Below are 16,582 nucleotides of genomic sequence, written 5' to 3'. Positions count from 1 at the left end.
TCACCGAGGCGATGTTGCGGACCTGGCTGGTCAGGTTCGACGCCATCGAGTTCACGTTGTCGGTCAGGTCCCGCCACGTGCCGGAGACACCCTTCACCTGCGCCTGACCGCCCAGGTTGCCCTCGGTGCCCACCTCGCGGGCCACCCGCGTCACCTCGTCGGCGAACGACGACAACTGGTCGACCATCGTGTTGACGGTGTTCTTCAGCTCCAGGATCTCGCCCTGGGCGTCCACCGTGATCTTCTGGGACAGGTCACCGCGTGCCACGGCCGTGGAGACCTGGGAGATGTTGCGGACCTGGCTCGTGAGGTTGCCGGCCAACTGGTTCACGTTCTCGGTGAGGTCACGCCAGGTGCCGGAGACCCCGCGCACCTGGGCCTGGCCGCCCAGCTTGCCCTCGATGCCCACCTCACGGGCGACCCGCGTCACCTCGTCGGCGAACGACGACAACTGGTCGACCATCGTGTTGACAGTGTCCTTCAGCTCCAGGATCTCGCCCTGCGCCGCCACCGTGATCTTCTGCGACAGGTCGCCCCGCGCCACCGCCGTGGAGACCTGGGCGATGTTCCGCACCTGCGCGGTCAGGTTCGACGCCATCGAGTTGACGCTGTCGGTCAGGTCCTTCCAGGTGCCGGCCACGTTCGGCACCTCGGCCTGGCCACCCAGCTTGCCCTCGGTGCCCACCTCGCGGGCCACCCGCGTCACCTGCTCGGCGAAGAGCCGCAGCGTGTCGGTGAGGTAGTTGATCGTGTGCGCCAGCTCGGCGACCTCACCCTTGGCCGACACGGTGATCTTCTGGGACAGGTCGCCCTTGGCCACCGCCGTGGACACCTGGGAGATCGACCGCACCTGGTAGGTCAGGTTCGACGCCATGGTGTTCACCGAGTCGGTGAGGTCCTTCCACGTGCCGGCGACGCCCCGGACGTCGGCCTGGCCGCCCAGCTTGCCCTCGGTGCCCACCTCGCGGGCCACCCGGGTCACCTCGTTCGAGAACGAGGAGAGCTGGTCGACCATGGTGTTCACGGTGCGCCCGATGCGCAGGTACTCACCGCGCAGCGGCCGGCCGTCGATCTCCAGCGCCATGTGCTGGGACAGATCGCCGTCCGCGACGGCCACGATGACGCGGGCGATCTCGGTGGTCGGCCGGCCCAGGTCGTCGATCAGTGAGTTGATCGCCCGCTGCCCCTCCGCCCAGGAGCCGTCCAGACCCTCGTCGTCGAGCCGCTCGGTGAGCCGGCCGTCGCGACCGACGATCCGGCTGATCCGCCGCAGGTCCAGGTACTGCCGCTCCTGGAGCGACACCACCTCGTTGAAGGCGTCCGCGACCTCGCCGCCCTTGCCCGCCCGGCGAGGTAGCCGAACCTTCAGGTCGCCGCGACGGACCCGTCGCAGCGCCTCGGCCAACTCACCGAGGAGCGCCTCGTGGTCGGCCGCGGACGGATCCGCCACCGACTGCTTCGCCGTGGTCATGATTCCTCGCTCAACTCGGGGGCCGCCGGCCCGGTGCGGACACGCCGGCTCCCCATATTGTGCCCGCGCGCGCCGCGGTGCCAGGGTGCGCGACCCGCCGGTTCGCCCCGGACGGCCCACGGATCCTCTCGATGGGGGCCGATCCGGCACGGCCGGTCGCAGACCTCGCCGGCGTGCCGGACCCCCTCGTCAGGGGCGGACTGTCGCAGCCGGTCGGAGAGCGACGCCCGGCCCGCCGACACACGGCTCGGCGATCGTCGACCGGCTTGGCACCCGGCGGGGCAACGGTGGAGGATACGGGGGTGTCAGCCGAGGCGGGGCCCGCGACGGCCGGGGCCCGGAACGGGGCGGTCCGGCGTGTCCGCCTGCCCGCTGACCGCCGCACGCCCGCCGCGGCCCGCGCTGTCGTCCGCTCGGTGCTGACCGAGGCGGCCCTCGACGAGCTGGCCAACGAGGCGCTGCTGCTCACCACGGAGCTGACCACCAACGCCATCGAGCACGCCCGCACCGAACTGGACATCGAGGTCGTCGCGGACGAGATCGGCCTGTCCGTGACGGTTTCGGACTTCGCACCCGGCACGGGCGACGAGCTGACCGTCGGCGTCCGCAACGACGCCACCGAGATCAACGAGGTCTCCGAGCGGGGGCGGGGTCTGCTGCTGGTCGACCACTTCGCCAGCCGCTGGGGCACCACGTACCTGCCCACCGGCAAGGGCGTCTGGTTCCGGCTGGACCGGCCCGGCGCCGACCCGTCGGCCGCCGCCGCCGCGAGCGGCGAGTCGACGCCCGCCGCCGCCGGCCCGGGCGCCACCGTCGACAGCTCCGCGCCGAGCGCCAGCGCGATGAGCGAGCTCATGCAGACCGCCCCCGACATGTACGCGGACGACCCCCTGCCCGACTTCGCCACCGGCCTGCTCAGCCGGGTCGCCGAGATGGTGGGCGCGGCCGGCGGCACGATCCGGCTGGACCGGGGCGACGGGCAGGGTCGCCAGGTGCTGGCCCGCTTCGGCCGGCAACCCCGCGACGACGGCGACCTGCTCCGGGTGCCGCTGACGGTGCACCGCCCGTACGCCGGGGAGCTGGAGCTGGACGCCGCACCGTCGGCGTACGCCCGGCCGCTGGCGGTGCTGACCGCCGAGCGGCTGTCGCTGCACCTGGAGAACGACCGGCTGCGCCGGGCCGACGTCCGCCGGCAGGCGTGGCTGACCTTCCTGGCCGAGGCGAGCGAACTGCTGGCCCAGTCGCTGGACGTCGAGCTGACCATGGCACTGATCCCGCAGCTGGTGGTGCCCCGGCTCGGCCAGTGGTGCGCGGTGCACACCACCGACGAGTGGGGCCGGCTCCGGTTGGCGGCGGCCACCCACGCGGACGAGTCGGTGCTGCCGCAGCTGCACAAGGTGCTGGCGGAGACCGGCCCGGACTCGATCCAGGCCCGGCTGCGGGAGGCGTCCCGCAGCGCGGCGCAGATCCCGCTCGGCGGGCCGATGGAGGGGTTCGCGGTCCCGTTGATCGCGCGCGGGCAGCGGCTCGGCACCCTGGCCGTGGGTCGGCACCAGCGGCACCGGCACGACCCGGACGAGGTGTCCGTGCTGGAGGACGTGGCCCGGCGGGCCGCGCTGGCCATCGAGAACGCCCGGATCCACGCCGAGCGGCGCCGGGTGGCGCAGACGCTCCAGCAGTCTCTCCTGCCGCCGGTGCTGCCGCTGTTGGAGGGGATCGGCTTCGCCGCCGAGTACGTCCCGACCGGCGACGACGCCGAGGTGGGCGGCGACTTCTACGACGTGGTGCCGCTCCCCGACGGGCGTTGGCTGGTGGTGATCGGGGACGTCTCGGGCAAGGGCGTCCAGGCGGCGGCGGTCACCGGTCTGGTCCGCGACGTCATCCGGGTGCTGGTCGGCGACGGCAAGCCGCTGCCGGAGGCCCTGGCCCGGCTCAACGAGACGCTGGTCGAGCGGGGCGGCGGCCGGTACTGCACGCTCGCCCTGGCGGCGGTCGGGCCGGGCGATGGCAACCGGCTGGACGTCTCGCTGCACCTGGCCGGGCACGACCGGCCGGTGCTGCTGGCCGCGGCGGGCGGCGCCGGGTTCGTCGGCACCGGCGGCACGGCGCTGGGCCTGTTGGACACGATCACCTCGCCGACGGCGGGGATCACGCTCGCTCCGGGCGACTCGCTGATCTTCTACACCGACGGGGTCACCGAGCGGCGGCGCGGCCGGGAGCTGTTCGGCACCGACCGGCTGCGTGACGCGGCGGCGCCCCTGGCGGGATATTCGGCCGACGTGGTCGCGGCCCGGCTGCGCGCCGCCGCGATCAACTTCTCGGTCGAGCCGCCGCGCGACGACATCGCCATCCTGGTGCTCCGCAACGACGCGACCTGAGCGCGGGCGGCACCCCGAGTCATGGTTGGCTCGGTAGATTGACGGCCATGTCGACTGTCGCGCGGGTCGCGCCGTACTCCCGGCCGCTGGTCCGGGTGCTGATCGCCGCGCAGCTCGCGACCGTCGGGGCGTTCCTCACGGTGCTGCTGCTCTACCTGGGCCGGATGGCCACCGCCGGCGTCGGGCCGGCGGAGATGCTGACCGGCGCGTACGACCCCAAGGAGCTGGTCCCGTTCGGGATGCACGGGGCGAACCCGTTGTTCTGGCTCTACGCCGTGGTGGCGCTGCTCTATCTGGTGGGCGCCGTGCTCGGGCTGCCGTTGGCGGTCGTCGCGGTGGCGCTGGCCGCCCGGGAGCGGGACGCCCTGCCCCGGACGGCCCGGACGCTGCTGCTGGCCGGTGCGGCCAGCAGCGTGCTCGTGCTGGTGGCCCGGTTCACCCCGCCGCTGCTCGACATGCATCGGTGGTGGTTGGACTGACCACCGGGCGGTAGCGAGGGACCGCGCCCGGTCACAGGCCGCCCGGGAGCCGGCCGGGCGCGAGCCGGTGCTTGGGGTCGAGGTGCTCCTTGGCGGCCCGCAGCTGGGCCAGGCCGCCCAGCTCACCCCACAGGTCGACGGCCTGTCGCACCGGCGCGGGTGCGGAGACAACGACGCACCGCCCCTGCCGGGCCAGCAGGACCCCTCGGACGGCGGCCAGGATGGACGCGACCCGGTCGGGGGCCAGCGCGCCGGGCAGTGCCGCGTGCACCACGCCCAACCCTGCGGAACCGCGCACCGGCACCGGCGCGCCGGCCGCGTCGCGCAACGCGTAGACGGCGGCGTGCAGGTCGCTGATCGGCACCTCCAGGCGCAGCGCCGTGTCGCCGGGTGCGAACGGGTAGCGACGCCACCACGGCGGCGGGGAGTGCGTGACGGTGGCTTCCCCGTGCAGCAGGCCGACCAGGCGCTCGGCGCGTTCCGTGACGTCGGCCGGCCCGCCCTCCAGCAGCACCACGAGGCTGCCCGCCCGGGACGGGGCGCTGGCCCGCCCGGACATCGAGGGGTGGCGCTCGCGGGCGGTGGCGGACGGATGGCCGGGCGGGTACGGCGAGCGGGGCCTGGGCGCGCCGGCCGGCAGGTCCAGCTCGATGGCCGCCGGCTCGAGCCGGGCGGCGAGGATCGCCCGGATCAGGTCGTGCACCTCCAGTGGCGTCCACACCGGGCGGGACACCCAGAGCCGGCTGGCCGGCGCCGGCTGCACCCGCAGGCTCGCCGAGACCAGCACACCGAGCGCGCCCTGCGAGCCGCACAGCATCCGTGCGAGGTCGAGCCCCGGCGCTCCGCCGCCGGCGCTGACCAGCTCGCCGTCGGCACCCAGGTAGCGCAGACCGAGAAGCTGGTCGCAGGGGCTGCCGTGGCGGTGTCGCAGGGGGCCGGCCTCACCGGCGGCGAGCACCCCGCCCAGCGTCGCCCCGGGCGACGGGGCGTCCATGGCCAGCCGCTGCCCGGTGCGCTCCAGGGTGGACTGCACCGCTCGCAGCGGAGTGCCGGCGCCCACCTCGGCGACCGGCGCGCCGACCGGCTCGTGACCGATGCCGGCCAGCCGGCCGGTGTCGAGCATGATGTCGACCCGCGCGGGCGTGGCACCCCAGTCGATCTTGGTGCCGGCGCCCCGGGGGACCACCGTCAGGTCGTGCGCGGCGGCCAGGCGCAGCACCTCGGCCGCGGCGTGTGGCCCGCCCGGCACCGCCACCCAGCGGGCCGGTCGCCCGGCCACCTCGTCGGCCGGCCCGGCGAGCCGGGCGAACGGCGGACCGCAGATCGCCGCCAACCTCCGGGTGATCTCAAGGGCTCCGGACCGGTCGAGGGAACTCGCTGCTGCCGCCATGCCGGCTATCGTACATGTGTTCGAATGCGGTGGTGCCGACTATCGGGATGCCGCTGGTCCGGCGCGCGGAGCGAGCCGGCCGGTAACGTGGCGCCGTGACCACCGAGACTGCCCCGCCCGCGGCGAAGCGGGTGCCCGCCGAGCGCACCCACCACGGCGACACCGTCATCGACGAGTACGCCTGGCTCGCCGCCAAGGACGACCCGGAGACGATCGCCTACCTGACCGCCGAGAACGCCTACACCGAGGAGCGCACGGCGCACCTGGCCGGGCTGCGTGCCGAGCTGTTCGAGGAGACCCGCCGGCGCACCCGGGAGACCGACCTGTCCGTGCCGACCCGCAAGGGCGGGCACTGGTACTACACCCGGACGGTCGAGGGGCAGCAGTACGGGGTGCACTGCCGGCGCGCGGTCCGCGACTCCGAGACCGACCCGCCGCTCAGCGCGGACGGCGCCCCGCTGGACGGCGAGGAGGTGCTGCTCGACGGCAACCTGCTGGCCGAGGGGCACGACTTCTTCTCGCTGGGCGCCTTCGACGTCAGCCCGGACGGGCGCTGGCTGGCCTACTCCACCGACTTCTCCGGAGACGAGCGGTTCACGCTGCGGGTGAAGGACCTGACGACCGGCGAGCTGCTGCCGGACGAGGTGCCCGACACGTTCTACGGCACCGCGTGGTCGGCCGACGCCTCGGCGCTGTTCTACGTGACCGTCGACGACGCCTGGCGGCCCAACCGCGTCTGGCGGCACACCATCGGCTCCGCCGCCGCGGACGACGTGGTGGTCCACCAGGAGGACGACGAGCGGTTCTGGGTGGGCGTGGAGCTGACCCGGTCGGAGAAGTTCATCCTGATCGACATCCACAGCAAGGTCACCAGCGAGGTGCTGGTGATCCCGGCCGCCAACCCGACCGGCGCGCCGGCCGTGATCGCGGCCCGCCGGCAGGGCGTCGAGTACACGGTGGAGCACCACGGCCACCGCTTCCTGATCCTGCACAACGACGGCGCCGAGGACTTCGCGCTGGCCTTCACCTCGGCGGAAACGCCGGGCGACTGGGTACCGCTGATCGAGCACAGCCCCGGCACGCGGCTGGAGGCGGTGGACGCCTTCGCGAACCACCTCGTGGTGTCGCTGCGCACCGACGGGCTCACCGGGCTGCGGGTGCTGCCGATCGGGGGCGGCGACGCGTACGACATCGACTTCCCGGAGCCGTTGTACAGCGTCGGCCTGGACGCCAACCCGGAGTACCGCACCGGGCAGGTCCGGTTGCGCTACTCCTCGCTGGTCACACCCGACTCGGTGTACGACTACGACCTGGTCACCCGGCAGATGGTGCTGCGCAAGCAGAAGCCGGTGCTGCCCGGCCCGGACGGGCGGCCGTACGACCCGGCCGAGTACGAGCAGCACCGCGACTGGGCGCTCGCCGACGACGGCACCCGCGTGCCGATCTCGCTGGTCTGCCGGGTCGGTACGCCCCGGGACGGCTCCGCCCCCTGCGAGCTGTACGGCTACGGCTCGTACGAGGCGAGCATGGACCCGTGGTTCTCGGTGGCCCGCCTGTCCCTGCTGGACCGGGGTGTGGTCTTCGCGGTGGCGCACATCCGGGGTGGCGGTGAGCTGGGCCGACGTTGGTACGACCAGGGCAAGATGCTGGCCAAGAAGAACACCTTCACCGACTTCGTCTCCTGCGCCCGGCACCTGGTCAAGGCCGGCTGGACGGCCAGCGACCGGCTGGTGGCCCGGGGCGCCTCGGCGGGCGGCCTGCTGATGGGCGCGGTGGCGAACCTCGCCCCGGACGCGTTCGCCGGCATCGTCGCGCAGGTGCCGTTCGTGGACGCGCTCACCTCGATCCTCGACCCGTCGTTGCCGCTGACCGTCACCGAGTGGGAGGAGTGGGGCAACCCGCTGGAGGACCCGGAGGTGTACGCGTACATGAAGTCCTACACGCCGTACGAGAACGTGGCGCCGGTGGACTACCCGGCGATCCTGGCGGTGACCAGCCTCAACGACACCCGGGTGCTCTACTCGGAGCCGGCGAAGTGGATCGCCCGCCTGCGGGCGGTCTCCCCGGGCGGCGACTACCTGCTGAAGACCGAGATGGGTGCCGGGCACGGCGGCCCGAGCGGGCGCTACGACGCCTGGCGCGAGGAGGCGTTCATCAACGCCTGGATCCTGGACCGTCTCGGCCGCGCCTGAGCTGGTGACCGGGGCGGCGGCGATGAGTGACGAGGACGGTGCGGCACCGGCTCCCCGGCGCGCCTCCGCCTGGATGATCCTCGCGGTGGTGGCCGCCGCCCTGCTCGTCTGCTGCTGCTCCGCCGCCGTCGGCCTGGTGATCGCCTGGTCCGCCGGCCTCTTCCACACCCCGACCTGACCGGCGACCGCGACGTCGCGGACCGGTCAGGTCGGGGTGGGCAGTACCCGCCGATCAGGGGGGCCGGCGCCGACCAACGCGGCGGCCTCGCCGGTACGGACCATCCGTTGCCAGCGCAGCCGGTTGCCGACCAACGCGGTGACCACCGACTGCACCACGACCAGATACATGAGTTGCCGGTAGACCAGCTGCTGGAAGGGCAACGCCCACAGCGGCCCGTACCGCTCCCGGTCGAGGCGTAGCGCGTAGCCGGCGGTGGCCGCCTGGAGCAGCAGCAGCCCGGCCCAGGCCAGGGCGAGGGTCGACCAGGGCAGGAAGAGCAGGCCGTAGACGGCGAACACGTCGACCGCCGACGCGGTGAGCGGCAGCACGATCTGGAACACCGTGAGGTACGGCAGACCCCGCCGACCGAGTTTCCCGCCGGCACCCGACTCGCGCAGCGCGTGCCGGTGTTTCCACATCGCCTGCATGGTGCCGTAGCACCAGCGGTACCGCTGCCGCCAGAGCTGCCGCAGCGACGAGGGGGCCTCCGTCCAGGCGATCGCCGACTCCTCGTAGACCACCCGCCACCCGGCCCTGAGCACCTGCATGGTCAGGTCGGTGTCCTCGGCCAGCGTGTCCGCCGGCACGCCGCCCACCCGCAGCAGCACCTCGCGCCGGAACGCGCCGATCGCGCCGGGGATGGTCGGCATGCACTCCAGCACGTCGTACATCCGGCGGTCGAGGTTGAAGCCGATCACGTACTCCAGGTGCTGCCACCGGCCGAGCAGCCGGCGCCGGTTCGCGACCTTGGTGTTGCCGCTGATCGCACCCACCGTCGGGTCGGCGAAGCCCTGCACCAGCCGGTGCACGGTGTCCGGTTGGAAGACGGTGTCCCCGTCCACCAGCACCAGCAGGTTCGCGCGGGCCGCCCGGATGCCGGTGTTCAGCGCCGCCGGCTTGCCGGCGTTGGCCTGCCGGATCACGCGTACCCCGCGCAGCCGCATCCGCTCGACGATGTCGGCGGTGCCGTCGTCCGATCCGTCGTCCACCACGATCACCTCCAGCGCCGGGTACGCGCTGGCCACCAGGGAACGGACCGTGGCGGCGATGTTCGCCGCCTCGTTGTACGCCGGCACGATCACCGACACCGGGACGCGCACCTCGGGCCTGTCCCGGCGGGGCCGGCGGACCCGACGTACGTGCCGTTGGGCGCAGATCACCTGCACCACCAGCCGCAGCACGCCGAGCACCAGGGCGATGGCGAGCAGTGCGTTCATCACCCCGGCCGACCAGCGTGCGCCGGTCTGGGTCCAGCGCAGCGCGGTGCCGCTCAGTCGGCTGCCGGCGCCGGCCGGGAGCATCGACGGCGAGGCGTCGATGCCGGTGGAGACGGTGGTGAACCGGTAGCCCTGGCCGGTCAGCGCGGGCAGCAGCCGGTCCAGCGCGGCCACCGTCTGCGCCCGGTCACCGCCGCCGTCGTGCATCAGCACCACGGCACCCTGTCCCCGCTTCGGGGTGGCCGCCCGGGTGATCTGGTCGACGCCGGGGCGCTGCCAGTCCCTGGTGTCCAGGTCGGCGAGCACCGCGACGTGCCCGGTCCCGGCGGCGGCGCGCAGCGCGGCGTACTCGGGCCCGGTCAGCGCCGTCGGCACCGAGGAGAACGGCGGCCGGAGCAGGGTGACCTCCCGGCCGGTCGCCGCGGCGACCGCCTTGCGGGTGAGCGAGAGTTCGAGGTCGCGTCGCCACGCCGGCACGGCGGCGAGGTCGGCGTGGGTGTAGGTGTGCGACCCGATCTCGTGGCCCTCGGCGAGGATCCGGCGGACCAGCTCCGGGTGCTCGTTGACCCGGGCTCCGACCACGAAGAAGGTGGCGTGCGCGCCGTGGCGGCGCAGCACGTCGAGCACCTGCGGGGTCCAGCGCGGGTCCGGCCCGTCGTCGAAGGTCAGCGCGATCGTCCGGCCCGGCAGAGCCCGGCTGACCGGCTCGGCGTGATCCAGCCGAAGGACCGGGCCGCCCGACCCGACCTGGGCCGGTACGGCCGGTGCGGCGGAACCGCTGGCGGCGGGGGTGCCGGAGCCGCCCGAGAGGCCGCTCACGAGGCCGTTGACGGTGAGTGCCGCGAGCAGCAGGAGCAACCCGAGCAGGAGCAGGATCCAGTGGGCGCGCGGATCCCGTCGGGCCACGTGTCGCGCCATCGTCACTGCGGCTTACCGGGTGGCCTGCTCGGCTTCGAGGTGTTGCGGTGCTCGTCGGCGCGGCCCGGCTGGTCGGTGGCGGACGGCGCCCCCGTCGACGTGGTGGGCGGGCCGGGGCGCCGGACGCCGGTCGGGGTGGGGCTGGACAGCGGCGCCGACGTGCGGGTCACCGGGGAGAGCGACGGCGGGTCCGGCACCCGAGGCTGTGTGATCCCGTCCACGCCGGCCTCCACCGGTCGCGGTGCCCGAGGGTCGTCGGACCAGCCGGGCAGCGACACGGAGGTGTCCAGGAAGAGCCCGGCGGCGATCAACCCGAGGCTGGCGAGCAGACCCAGACCCATCGCGGTCCCGGCGATGACGGTCAGCCGCCGGCGGCGGCCGGTCCCGTCGACGAACACCGGCGGTGCGCCACCCGGTTGGTTGTGCATCTGGCGAACTCCCACCGCTACCGCGCCGCGAACCGTCCGGTCGGGCGCCGGCGACCCGATGGTCCGGGCCTCCGGTGCAGACAGCGGCACCGCCAGCGACGCCGTTACATCGACTCAGGCCGTCCGCAGCTCGTCCACCGCCGTGCTCACCCGCAGGAAGAGCAGGCCGACGCCGACCGTCACCAGCACCGCGGCCAACGCGCCGGCTCCCAGCCAGGCCAGTTGCTCCAGCGGTACGTCCGGAACCCGCTCGGCCCCGGCGGTCTCCACGATCCGGACGTACTGGTCGCGGGTCGCCGGGTCGTCGCAGAGCGCTGCCGTGGCGTCGCAGACCGCTGTCGATCCCCCGCCCGTCGCCGCCCTCGGGAAGAGCCCTCGGCCGAGGAGCGTGCCGACACCGAGGGCGAGCAGGATCGCCGGCACCGCCGGGGCCAGCGCCTGCCAGGCGATGGACCGGCTCAGCGCGCCACGCGGCACGCCGGTGGCGACCAGCGCCGAGTAGGCCCGGCGGCGGGACACGATCCCCTCCACCAGCGCGACGATCAACCCTCCGGCGGCGATCAGCACGGCCACCCCCACCGCGACGTCGACCAGGTCCATGGTGGACAGGTAGAACGGGTCGGCGCCCCTGTCGACGCCGTCGAGCTGGTTCTGCTCCCGTTCGAGTGCGTCCTGGGCCACGAAGTAGGCGCGCAACGCGGCCGCGCCGCCGCCGAAGATCAGGGCGGCCAGCAGCGCGGCGAACGTACGGCTACCGGCCCACGGGTCGGCCATCAGCCGACCCGCGGCGAGCAGCGCCGGCGGACGGCGGGCGTACCGGCGCAGCAACCGCCCGCAGGTGTACGAGATCCAGCCGGTGCCGATCACCACCCCGATCATCGCCGCGAGGCCACCAGCCACGAACATCAGCGGCACCAGCCAGCGCGCCACCTGCTCGTCGTCGAGTTGGTGGAGCACCGGCCGGATCGCCGCGAAGCAGGTCAGGCCCAACGCGATCAGCACCCCGGCCCACGGGCGCGGCCCGCGCTCCCGGGCCGCCTTACGGCTCACACCCAGCGGGCTGGTGGTGACCGTCCGCAGCATCACCGCGGTGGCCAGCGCCGCGATCATCGGCAGCCCCAGCACCACCGCGGCCATCGCCCCGACCGACGGCAGCACGTCGGTGGGCAGAGCCAGCCGGCCCTGCCCGTCCGGCCGGTGCAACAGCTCCCGACCGGCCAGGTAGACGCCCAGCCCGACGAACGTGCCGAGCAGGCTGGCCAGGCCCGTCTCCAGCACGGCCAGCCGGGTGACCTGGCCGGGGGTGGCGCCGGCCAGCCGGAGCCCGGCCAGCCGGCGGTCCCGGGCCGGGGCGCCGAGCCGGGCACACTGGCCGGCCAGTGCCAGCACCGGAATGGTCAGCAGCAGCAGCGCGAACGCCGTGCCACCGCGCAGCCCGGGCTCGCGCAGCAACTCGTTGCGGTACTGCTCGGACTCCACCCAGGCGTTCCCGGCGGGTTTCTGGATGGCCAGCACGGTGAGCGCCGCCAACCCGGCCAGGGTGGCCAGCAGGGCGCTGAGCGCCGTGAGCACCACCCGGGCGGTGTCGGTGCGGGTGCCGGCCAGCGCGAGCCGGACCAGCGTCGCCGGCCTCACCGGGAGCCGCCCGCCAGCGGCACGTCGAGCCCCAGGCCGGTGTGGTCCACCAGACCGTCACGCAGCACGATCTCCCGATCGGCGTACGCGGCGATCCGCGGTTCGTGGGTGACCAGCACGACGGCGGTGCGCTGCTCGCGGGCGAGCCGGACCAGCTGGGTCAGCACCTGCTCACCGGTGAGCGTGTCCAGCGCGCCGGTCGGCTCGTCGGCGAAGAGCACCCGCGGCTCGGTGACCAGCGCCCGCGCGGTGGCGCACCGCTGCTGCTGGCCGCCGGACATCTCGCCGGGCCGGAGATCGGCCAGCTCGGCCACCCCGAACCGTTCCAGCCAGGTGAGCGCCGCCGTCCGTGCCTCTCGCCGCCCCGTGCCGGCGAGGAGCAGGGGCAGGGCGACGTTCTCCGCCGCGGTCAGCTCGGCGACCAGTTGGCCGAACTGGAACAGCACCCCGAACTCGGTGCGCCGGAGCCGGGACCGGGCCGCCTCCGACAGGTGGTCGATGCGATGACCACGCCAGCTGACCTCGCCGGCGTCCGGGCGGAGGATCCCGGCCAGACAGTGCAGCAGGGTCGACTTGCCGCAGCCGCTCGGACCCGTGACGGCCACGATCTCGCCCTCGGTCACGTCGAGCGTCACGCCGCGCAGGGCGGGCGTCGGGCCGTACGCCCGAACCACGCCGCGAGCCTGGAGTTGCGTCACGGGTGCACCTCCCGGTGCCAGTCGGCGACGCGGTCCAGGGTGGCGTGCAGCCAGCGCAGGTCCGCGTCGAGATGGGCGATCGCGAAGTCGGCCGCGACCACATCGCTGAGCGTGGCGGCCGGATCGGCCTTGACCGTCGTCAGCTCGCGCAGCCGGGCGGTGTGCGCGGCGCGCTGGGCGATCAGGTAGGTGCGGGCCCGGTCGACGTCGGCGACCAGCAGCGCCACCACGACCTTGGTGAAGAGCGTGCTGGCCACGTACGGCATGGGTAGCTCCACCGTGGACAGCCACTGGTCGAGCGTCGCCCGTCCCTCGCCGGTCAGCGCGTACGCCGTGCGGTCCGGACCCGCGGCCCGGTCCTGCCCGGTCGCGGCCACCAGGCCGTCACGTTCGAGTCGCCCGAGGGTGGCGTAGACCTGCCCGAACGCCAGCGGCCGGGCTCGGGGCAGCCGCTCGTCGTGCGCACGCTTGAGCTCATAACCGTGCCGGCTGCCAGCGGCGAGCAACCCGAGCAGGACATGCGGCGTGGACACACCGCAACTATTCACTCAGCGAATACCGCTGTCAACCACCGCGGCGTCAGCGCGTGGGCAGCCAGGTCGGGGGACGACCGGTCTGGGCGAGGAGGTGGTCCAGGTCCGGCAGGTCGACGGAGGACGTCGGCACGGGGTCGGCGAAGACGCCCATCCTGCGGGCGGTCGGCGCCAACCCCTCGACCAGCCCACGCAGCTCCGCCACCGCCTCCGGAGCCGGCTCGTACGGCTGGCCGGTCGCGACGGCGAGGTCCCAGCCGTGCACGGTCAGGTCCAGCAGCGCCATGCCGCCGATGACGGTCTGCGGCATGCCCATGCCCGGCGACACACCCTCCAGCGTGGACGGGTCCGACCAGGCGGCGACCAGCCGGCCGGTCTCCGCCTCGAACCGGTCCCGCCAGCCGTCGACCAGGTGGTCGGGCTTGTCGGCCCACTCCACCGACCGCTTCTCGGCCAGCGCCTGGAAGTTCACCACCACCTCGATCAGGTGGTTGAGCAGATCCCGGACCGTGTAGTCGCGGCAGGGCGTGGGCAGGTCGAGCTGGTCGTCGCCGATGCCACGCACCACGTCGACGGTTCGCGGCGCCGCAGCCGCGAGCAGATCGCTAGTCTGAGTTGCCATAGGGCCAGCGTATGAGGGTGGTCTTGAAAAAATGCGACAGCAACCGCGTGGCGACAGCCGGGGAATCCTCGACCCGGGCCGGTTGCTGCGCGAGGTCCGCTTCCGCCGGCACCTGCCCGCCGAGTGGCTGCGACCGTGGGTCGAGCACTACTGGCTGATCGACTGGGCGTTGAGCGCGCCGTTCGAGCAGCGCGTCGTGCCGCACCCGGCGGTGAACGTGGTGTTCCGCCGCGACGGCGACGGGCCGGAGGCCGGCGAGGTGGCCGGAGTGGGCCGGGACCTCTTCCGGATCACGCTGGCCGGCACCGGCCGGGTCTGCGGAGTCCAGTTCCGCCCCGGCGGCTTCCACCCGTTCTGGCGACGACCGGTCGCCGAGCTGACCGGCCGCCGGCTGCCGTTGCCCACCGGGCGGCTGACACCGCCCGACGCCGAGGTGTGCACGGGCACCGACCATGAACGCCGCCGCGCGCTGGACGCCCTGCTCACCGCCTGGGCACCCGACGCCGACCCGGCGGTCGAGGAGGCCGTCGCGCTGGCCGAGGCCATCCGGACGGACCGGACGGTGCTGCGGGTCGACGACTTCGCCGCGCGCCATCACGTCCCGGTCCGCCGGTTGCAACGGCTCTTCACCGAGTACGTGGGGGTCGGGCCGAAGTGGGTGATCCGCCGCTACCGACTCCAGGAGGCCGTCGAACAGGCCGCCGGCGGGCCGCTGAACTGGGCGGGTCTCGCCGCAGACCTCGGCTACAGCGACCAGGCCCACCTGGTCCGCGACTTCACCGCCGTCGCCGGCGTGTCGCCCGCCGCGTACGCCCGATCGGTCCGTTGAAGCGGGGCGACCAGCCCAGCTTCGGGCGCCGGCTCAGCGGCGACGCAGCACGACCACCGCGACGTCGTCCTGAATCTCCGGTGGGGCCAGCTCCACCAGCAACCGGGCGCAGAAATCGTCCAGGTTCTCGTCCACCGTGCCGGACACCGCGGCGAGCGCGGCCAACCCCTCGTCGATCGTGGCGTCCCGGCGCTCGATCAGCCCGTCGGTGTATAACACCAGCGTGGCCCCGGCCGGAAGCACGAACTCCAGGTCCGCCGGACGGGGCGCGCGCACGCCGAGCAGTGGCGCCGACTGCTGCACGAACTCCACCTTGCCGTCCTGGCTGAGCACCGGCGGCAGGTGACCGGCGCTGGCCAGCCGGACCCGCCCGGTCGGCGGGTGCAGCAGCAGCACGCAGAGCGTGGCCAGCTCGTTCGGCAGCAGGGTCCGCATCAGCTCGTTGACCCGGTGCAGGATCTCGCCGGGCTGGTGCCCCTCCACCGCGTACGCCCGCACCGCGTGCCGCAGCTCGGCCATCACCGTCGCCGCGTGCAGCGAGTGGCCGGCGACGTCGCCGATCGCCATCAGCAGGTGCCCGTCGAGCATGACCAGCTCGTAGAAGTCGCCGCCCACCTCGGTCTGGGCGCTGGCCGGCTCGTAGCGCACCGCGAAGTCCAGCCCGGCCACCGTGGGCAGCCCGCGCGGGAGCAGGCTGCGCTGGAGGGTGACCGCGATCCGGTGCTCCTCGTCGAACGAGCGCTGCGCCTCCACCGCCGCCGCCACCGCCTGGGCGAGCTGCACCAGCACCGGGGTCCGGGCGGTCTGGGTGGCGGTCGGGACCACCACGTACAGCGGTGCCCGGTCCTCCCGCAGCCGGGCGGCGGCCACCGTCACCGAGTCGCCCGCCGGCCACTCGATCAGCCCCCAGTCCGCCGGGATCTCCACGCGCACGGTCGCGCCGGCCGGCACGCCGGTGTCGTCGACGACCCACGGCACCACCGTGGCCCCGGTGCCCGGGCCGGCGCAGATCCCGGCCAGGCAGTCGCCGTCGAACGTCTCGGCGACCACCGCCGCCGGGCTCTTGAAGATCTGCGCGGCACCCTCGGCGGCGGCCTCCAGCAGCCGGGCGAAGGTCGGCGCGGCGTGCACCGCCACTGTCGTGTCGGCCAGCACGAGCAGCCGCTCGGCGAGCAGCTCAGCGCGCTGCCGGGCCTGGTAGTAGCGCAGCACCGCCCGGGTGGTGGCGATCAGCTCTTCCGGCTCGATCGGCTCGGTCAGGTAGGCGTCCGCACCCCGGGTCAGCCCCTGGGCGCGGTCGGCCACGTCCACGGCGTGCGCCGACACATGGATCACCGGCATCGCCGGATGCGCCGCCTTGAGCCGTTCGCAGACCTCGTAGCCGCTCAGGTCGGGCAGCCGGACGTCGAGCACCACCAGGTCGACCCGGTCCACCTCGACCCGGGCCAGAGCCTCGGCGCCGTTCTCGGCCTCCAGCACGGTGAACCCGGCCCGGGTCAGCCAGCTGACCAGCAGGTAACGCTTGGTACGACTGTCATCGACCACCAGGACGGTCGCCGGCCCGCCGTCCAC

General features: G+C 74.0%; 14 protein-coding genes. 5 read left to right on the top strand and 9 right to left on the bottom strand.

All coding sequences use genetic code 11. The features are described from left to right. Positions 1–1,471, bottom strand: a 1,471-nt coding sequence (locus ACTWLT_RS21100) for a HAMP domain-containing protein (RefSeq protein WP_445319853.1), incomplete at its 3' end; no start/stop codon positions are given. 302 nt (positions 1,472–1,773) lie between these two features. On the opposite strand from ACTWLT_RS21100, the gene ACTWLT_RS21095 reads away from it, so the two are divergent. Then, positions 1,774–3,849: a SpoIIE family protein phosphatase gene (locus ACTWLT_RS21095; protein ID WP_445319852.1), complete on the top strand. Its 2,076-nt coding sequence runs from the start codon at positions 1,774–1,776 to the stop codon at positions 3,847–3,849. Positions 3,850–3,896: 47 nt separating this feature from the next. Beyond that, positions 3,897–4,328 carry a hypothetical protein gene (locus ACTWLT_RS21090; protein ID WP_445319851.1) on the top strand — a complete coding sequence of 144 codons (432 nt, stop codon included), beginning with the start codon at positions 3,897–3,899 and terminating at the stop codon, positions 4,326–4,328. A gap of 31 nt (positions 4,329–4,359) precedes the next feature. Here the strand turns inward: ACTWLT_RS21090 and ACTWLT_RS21085 are convergent, their stop codons facing one another. Further along, positions 4,360–5,718: an FAD-binding oxidoreductase gene (locus tag ACTWLT_RS21085; protein ID WP_445319850.1), complete on the bottom strand. Its 1,359-nt coding sequence runs from the start codon at positions 5,716–5,718 to the stop codon at positions 4,360–4,362. 95 nt (positions 5,719–5,813) lie between these two features. Between ACTWLT_RS21085 and ACTWLT_RS21080 the strand changes: the two genes are divergently transcribed. Continuing rightward, positions 5,814–7,910, top strand: a complete 2,097-nt coding sequence (locus ACTWLT_RS21080; protein ID WP_445319849.1) for a S9 family peptidase — start codon at positions 5,814–5,816, stop codon at positions 7,908–7,910. Between the two features lie 22 nt (positions 7,911–7,932). Then, the gene (locus ACTWLT_RS21075) at positions 7,933–8,088 is read left to right on the top strand and encodes a hypothetical protein (RefSeq protein WP_445319848.1); all 156 of its coding nucleotides are present in this window, start codon (positions 7,933–7,935) and stop codon (positions 8,086–8,088) included. A gap of 26 nt (positions 8,089–8,114) precedes the next feature. On the opposite strand, the gene ACTWLT_RS21070 is transcribed toward ACTWLT_RS21075, so the two are convergent. From ACTWLT_RS21070 to ACTWLT_RS21045, 6 genes are all read right to left on the bottom strand, one after another. Further along, positions 8,115–10,265, bottom strand: a complete 2,151-nt coding sequence (locus tag ACTWLT_RS21070; protein WP_445319847.1) for a bifunctional polysaccharide deacetylase/glycosyltransferase family 2 protein — start codon at positions 10,263–10,265, stop codon at positions 8,115–8,117. A gap of 2 nt (positions 10,266–10,267) precedes the next feature. Further along, positions 10,268–10,693, bottom strand: a complete 426-nt coding sequence (locus tag ACTWLT_RS21065) for a hypothetical protein (RefSeq protein WP_445319846.1) — start codon at positions 10,691–10,693, stop codon at positions 10,268–10,270. 114 nt (positions 10,694–10,807) lie between these two features. Continuing rightward, on the bottom strand, positions 10,808–12,328 hold the full coding sequence (locus ACTWLT_RS21060; protein ID WP_445319845.1) for an ABC transporter permease: 1,521 nt from the start codon (positions 12,326–12,328) through the stop codon (positions 10,808–10,810). After that, positions 12,325–13,026: an ABC transporter ATP-binding protein gene (locus ACTWLT_RS21055; protein ID WP_252416261.1), complete on the bottom strand. Its 702-nt coding sequence runs from the start codon at positions 13,024–13,026 to the stop codon at positions 12,325–12,327. The genes ACTWLT_RS21060 and ACTWLT_RS21055 overlap by 4 nt, the downstream gene beginning before the upstream one ends. Further along, positions 13,023–13,559 carry a PadR family transcriptional regulator gene (locus ACTWLT_RS21050; protein WP_445319844.1) on the bottom strand — a complete coding sequence of 179 codons (537 nt, stop codon included), beginning with the start codon at positions 13,557–13,559 and terminating at the stop codon, positions 13,023–13,025. The genes ACTWLT_RS21055 and ACTWLT_RS21050 overlap by 4 nt, the downstream gene beginning before the upstream one ends. Positions 13,560–13,605: 46 nt before the next feature. Next, positions 13,606–14,181 (bottom strand): TIGR03086 family metal-binding protein, encoded by a 576-nt coding sequence (locus tag ACTWLT_RS21045; protein ID WP_445319843.1) that lies wholly within the window; start codon positions 14,179–14,181, stop codon positions 13,606–13,608. Positions 14,182–14,212: 31 nt separating this feature from the next. On the opposite strand from ACTWLT_RS21045, the gene ACTWLT_RS21040 reads away from it, so the two are divergent. Next, on the top strand, positions 14,213–15,010 hold the full coding sequence (locus ACTWLT_RS21040) for a DUF6597 domain-containing transcriptional factor (RefSeq protein WP_445319842.1): 798 nt from the start codon (positions 14,213–14,215) through the stop codon (positions 15,008–15,010). A gap of 33 nt (positions 15,011–15,043) precedes the next feature. On the opposite strand, the gene ACTWLT_RS21035 is transcribed toward ACTWLT_RS21040, so the two are convergent. Then, a complete protein-coding gene (locus ACTWLT_RS21035; protein ID WP_445319841.1) occupies positions 15,044–16,582 on the bottom strand; it encodes a SpoIIE family protein phosphatase in 1,539 nt (512 codons plus the stop codon).

The sequence above is a fragment of the Micromonospora yongxingensis genome (genome assembly GCF_052601155.1).
This window is presented reverse-complemented; position numbering and strand designations above follow the sequence as displayed.

Coding starts and splice junctions, on each gene's coding strand:
- ACTWLT_RS21045 (WP_445319843.1), bottom strand. CDS start 14,181: ATGGCAACTCAGACTAGCGATCTGCTCGCGGCTGCGGCGCCGCGAACC.
- ACTWLT_RS21070 (WP_445319847.1), bottom strand. CDS start 10,265: ATGGCGCGACACGTGGCCCGACGGGATCCGCGCGCCCACTGGATCCTG.
- ACTWLT_RS21085 (WP_445319850.1), bottom strand. CDS start 5,718: ATGGCGGCAGCAGCGAGTTCCCTCGACCGGTCCGGAGCCCTTGAGATC.
- ACTWLT_RS21075 (WP_445319848.1), top strand. CDS start 7,933: ATGAGTGACGAGGACGGTGCGGCACCGGCTCCCCGGCGCGCCTCCGCC.
- ACTWLT_RS21090 (WP_445319851.1), top strand. CDS start 3,897: ATGTCGACTGTCGCGCGGGTCGCGCCGTACTCCCGGCCGCTGGTCCGG.
- ACTWLT_RS21040 (WP_445319842.1), top strand. CDS start 14,213: ATGCGACAGCAACCGCGTGGCGACAGCCGGGGAATCCTCGACCCGGGC.
- ACTWLT_RS21065 (WP_445319846.1), bottom strand. CDS start 10,693: ATGCACAACCAACCGGGTGGCGCACCGCCGGTGTTCGTCGACGGGACC.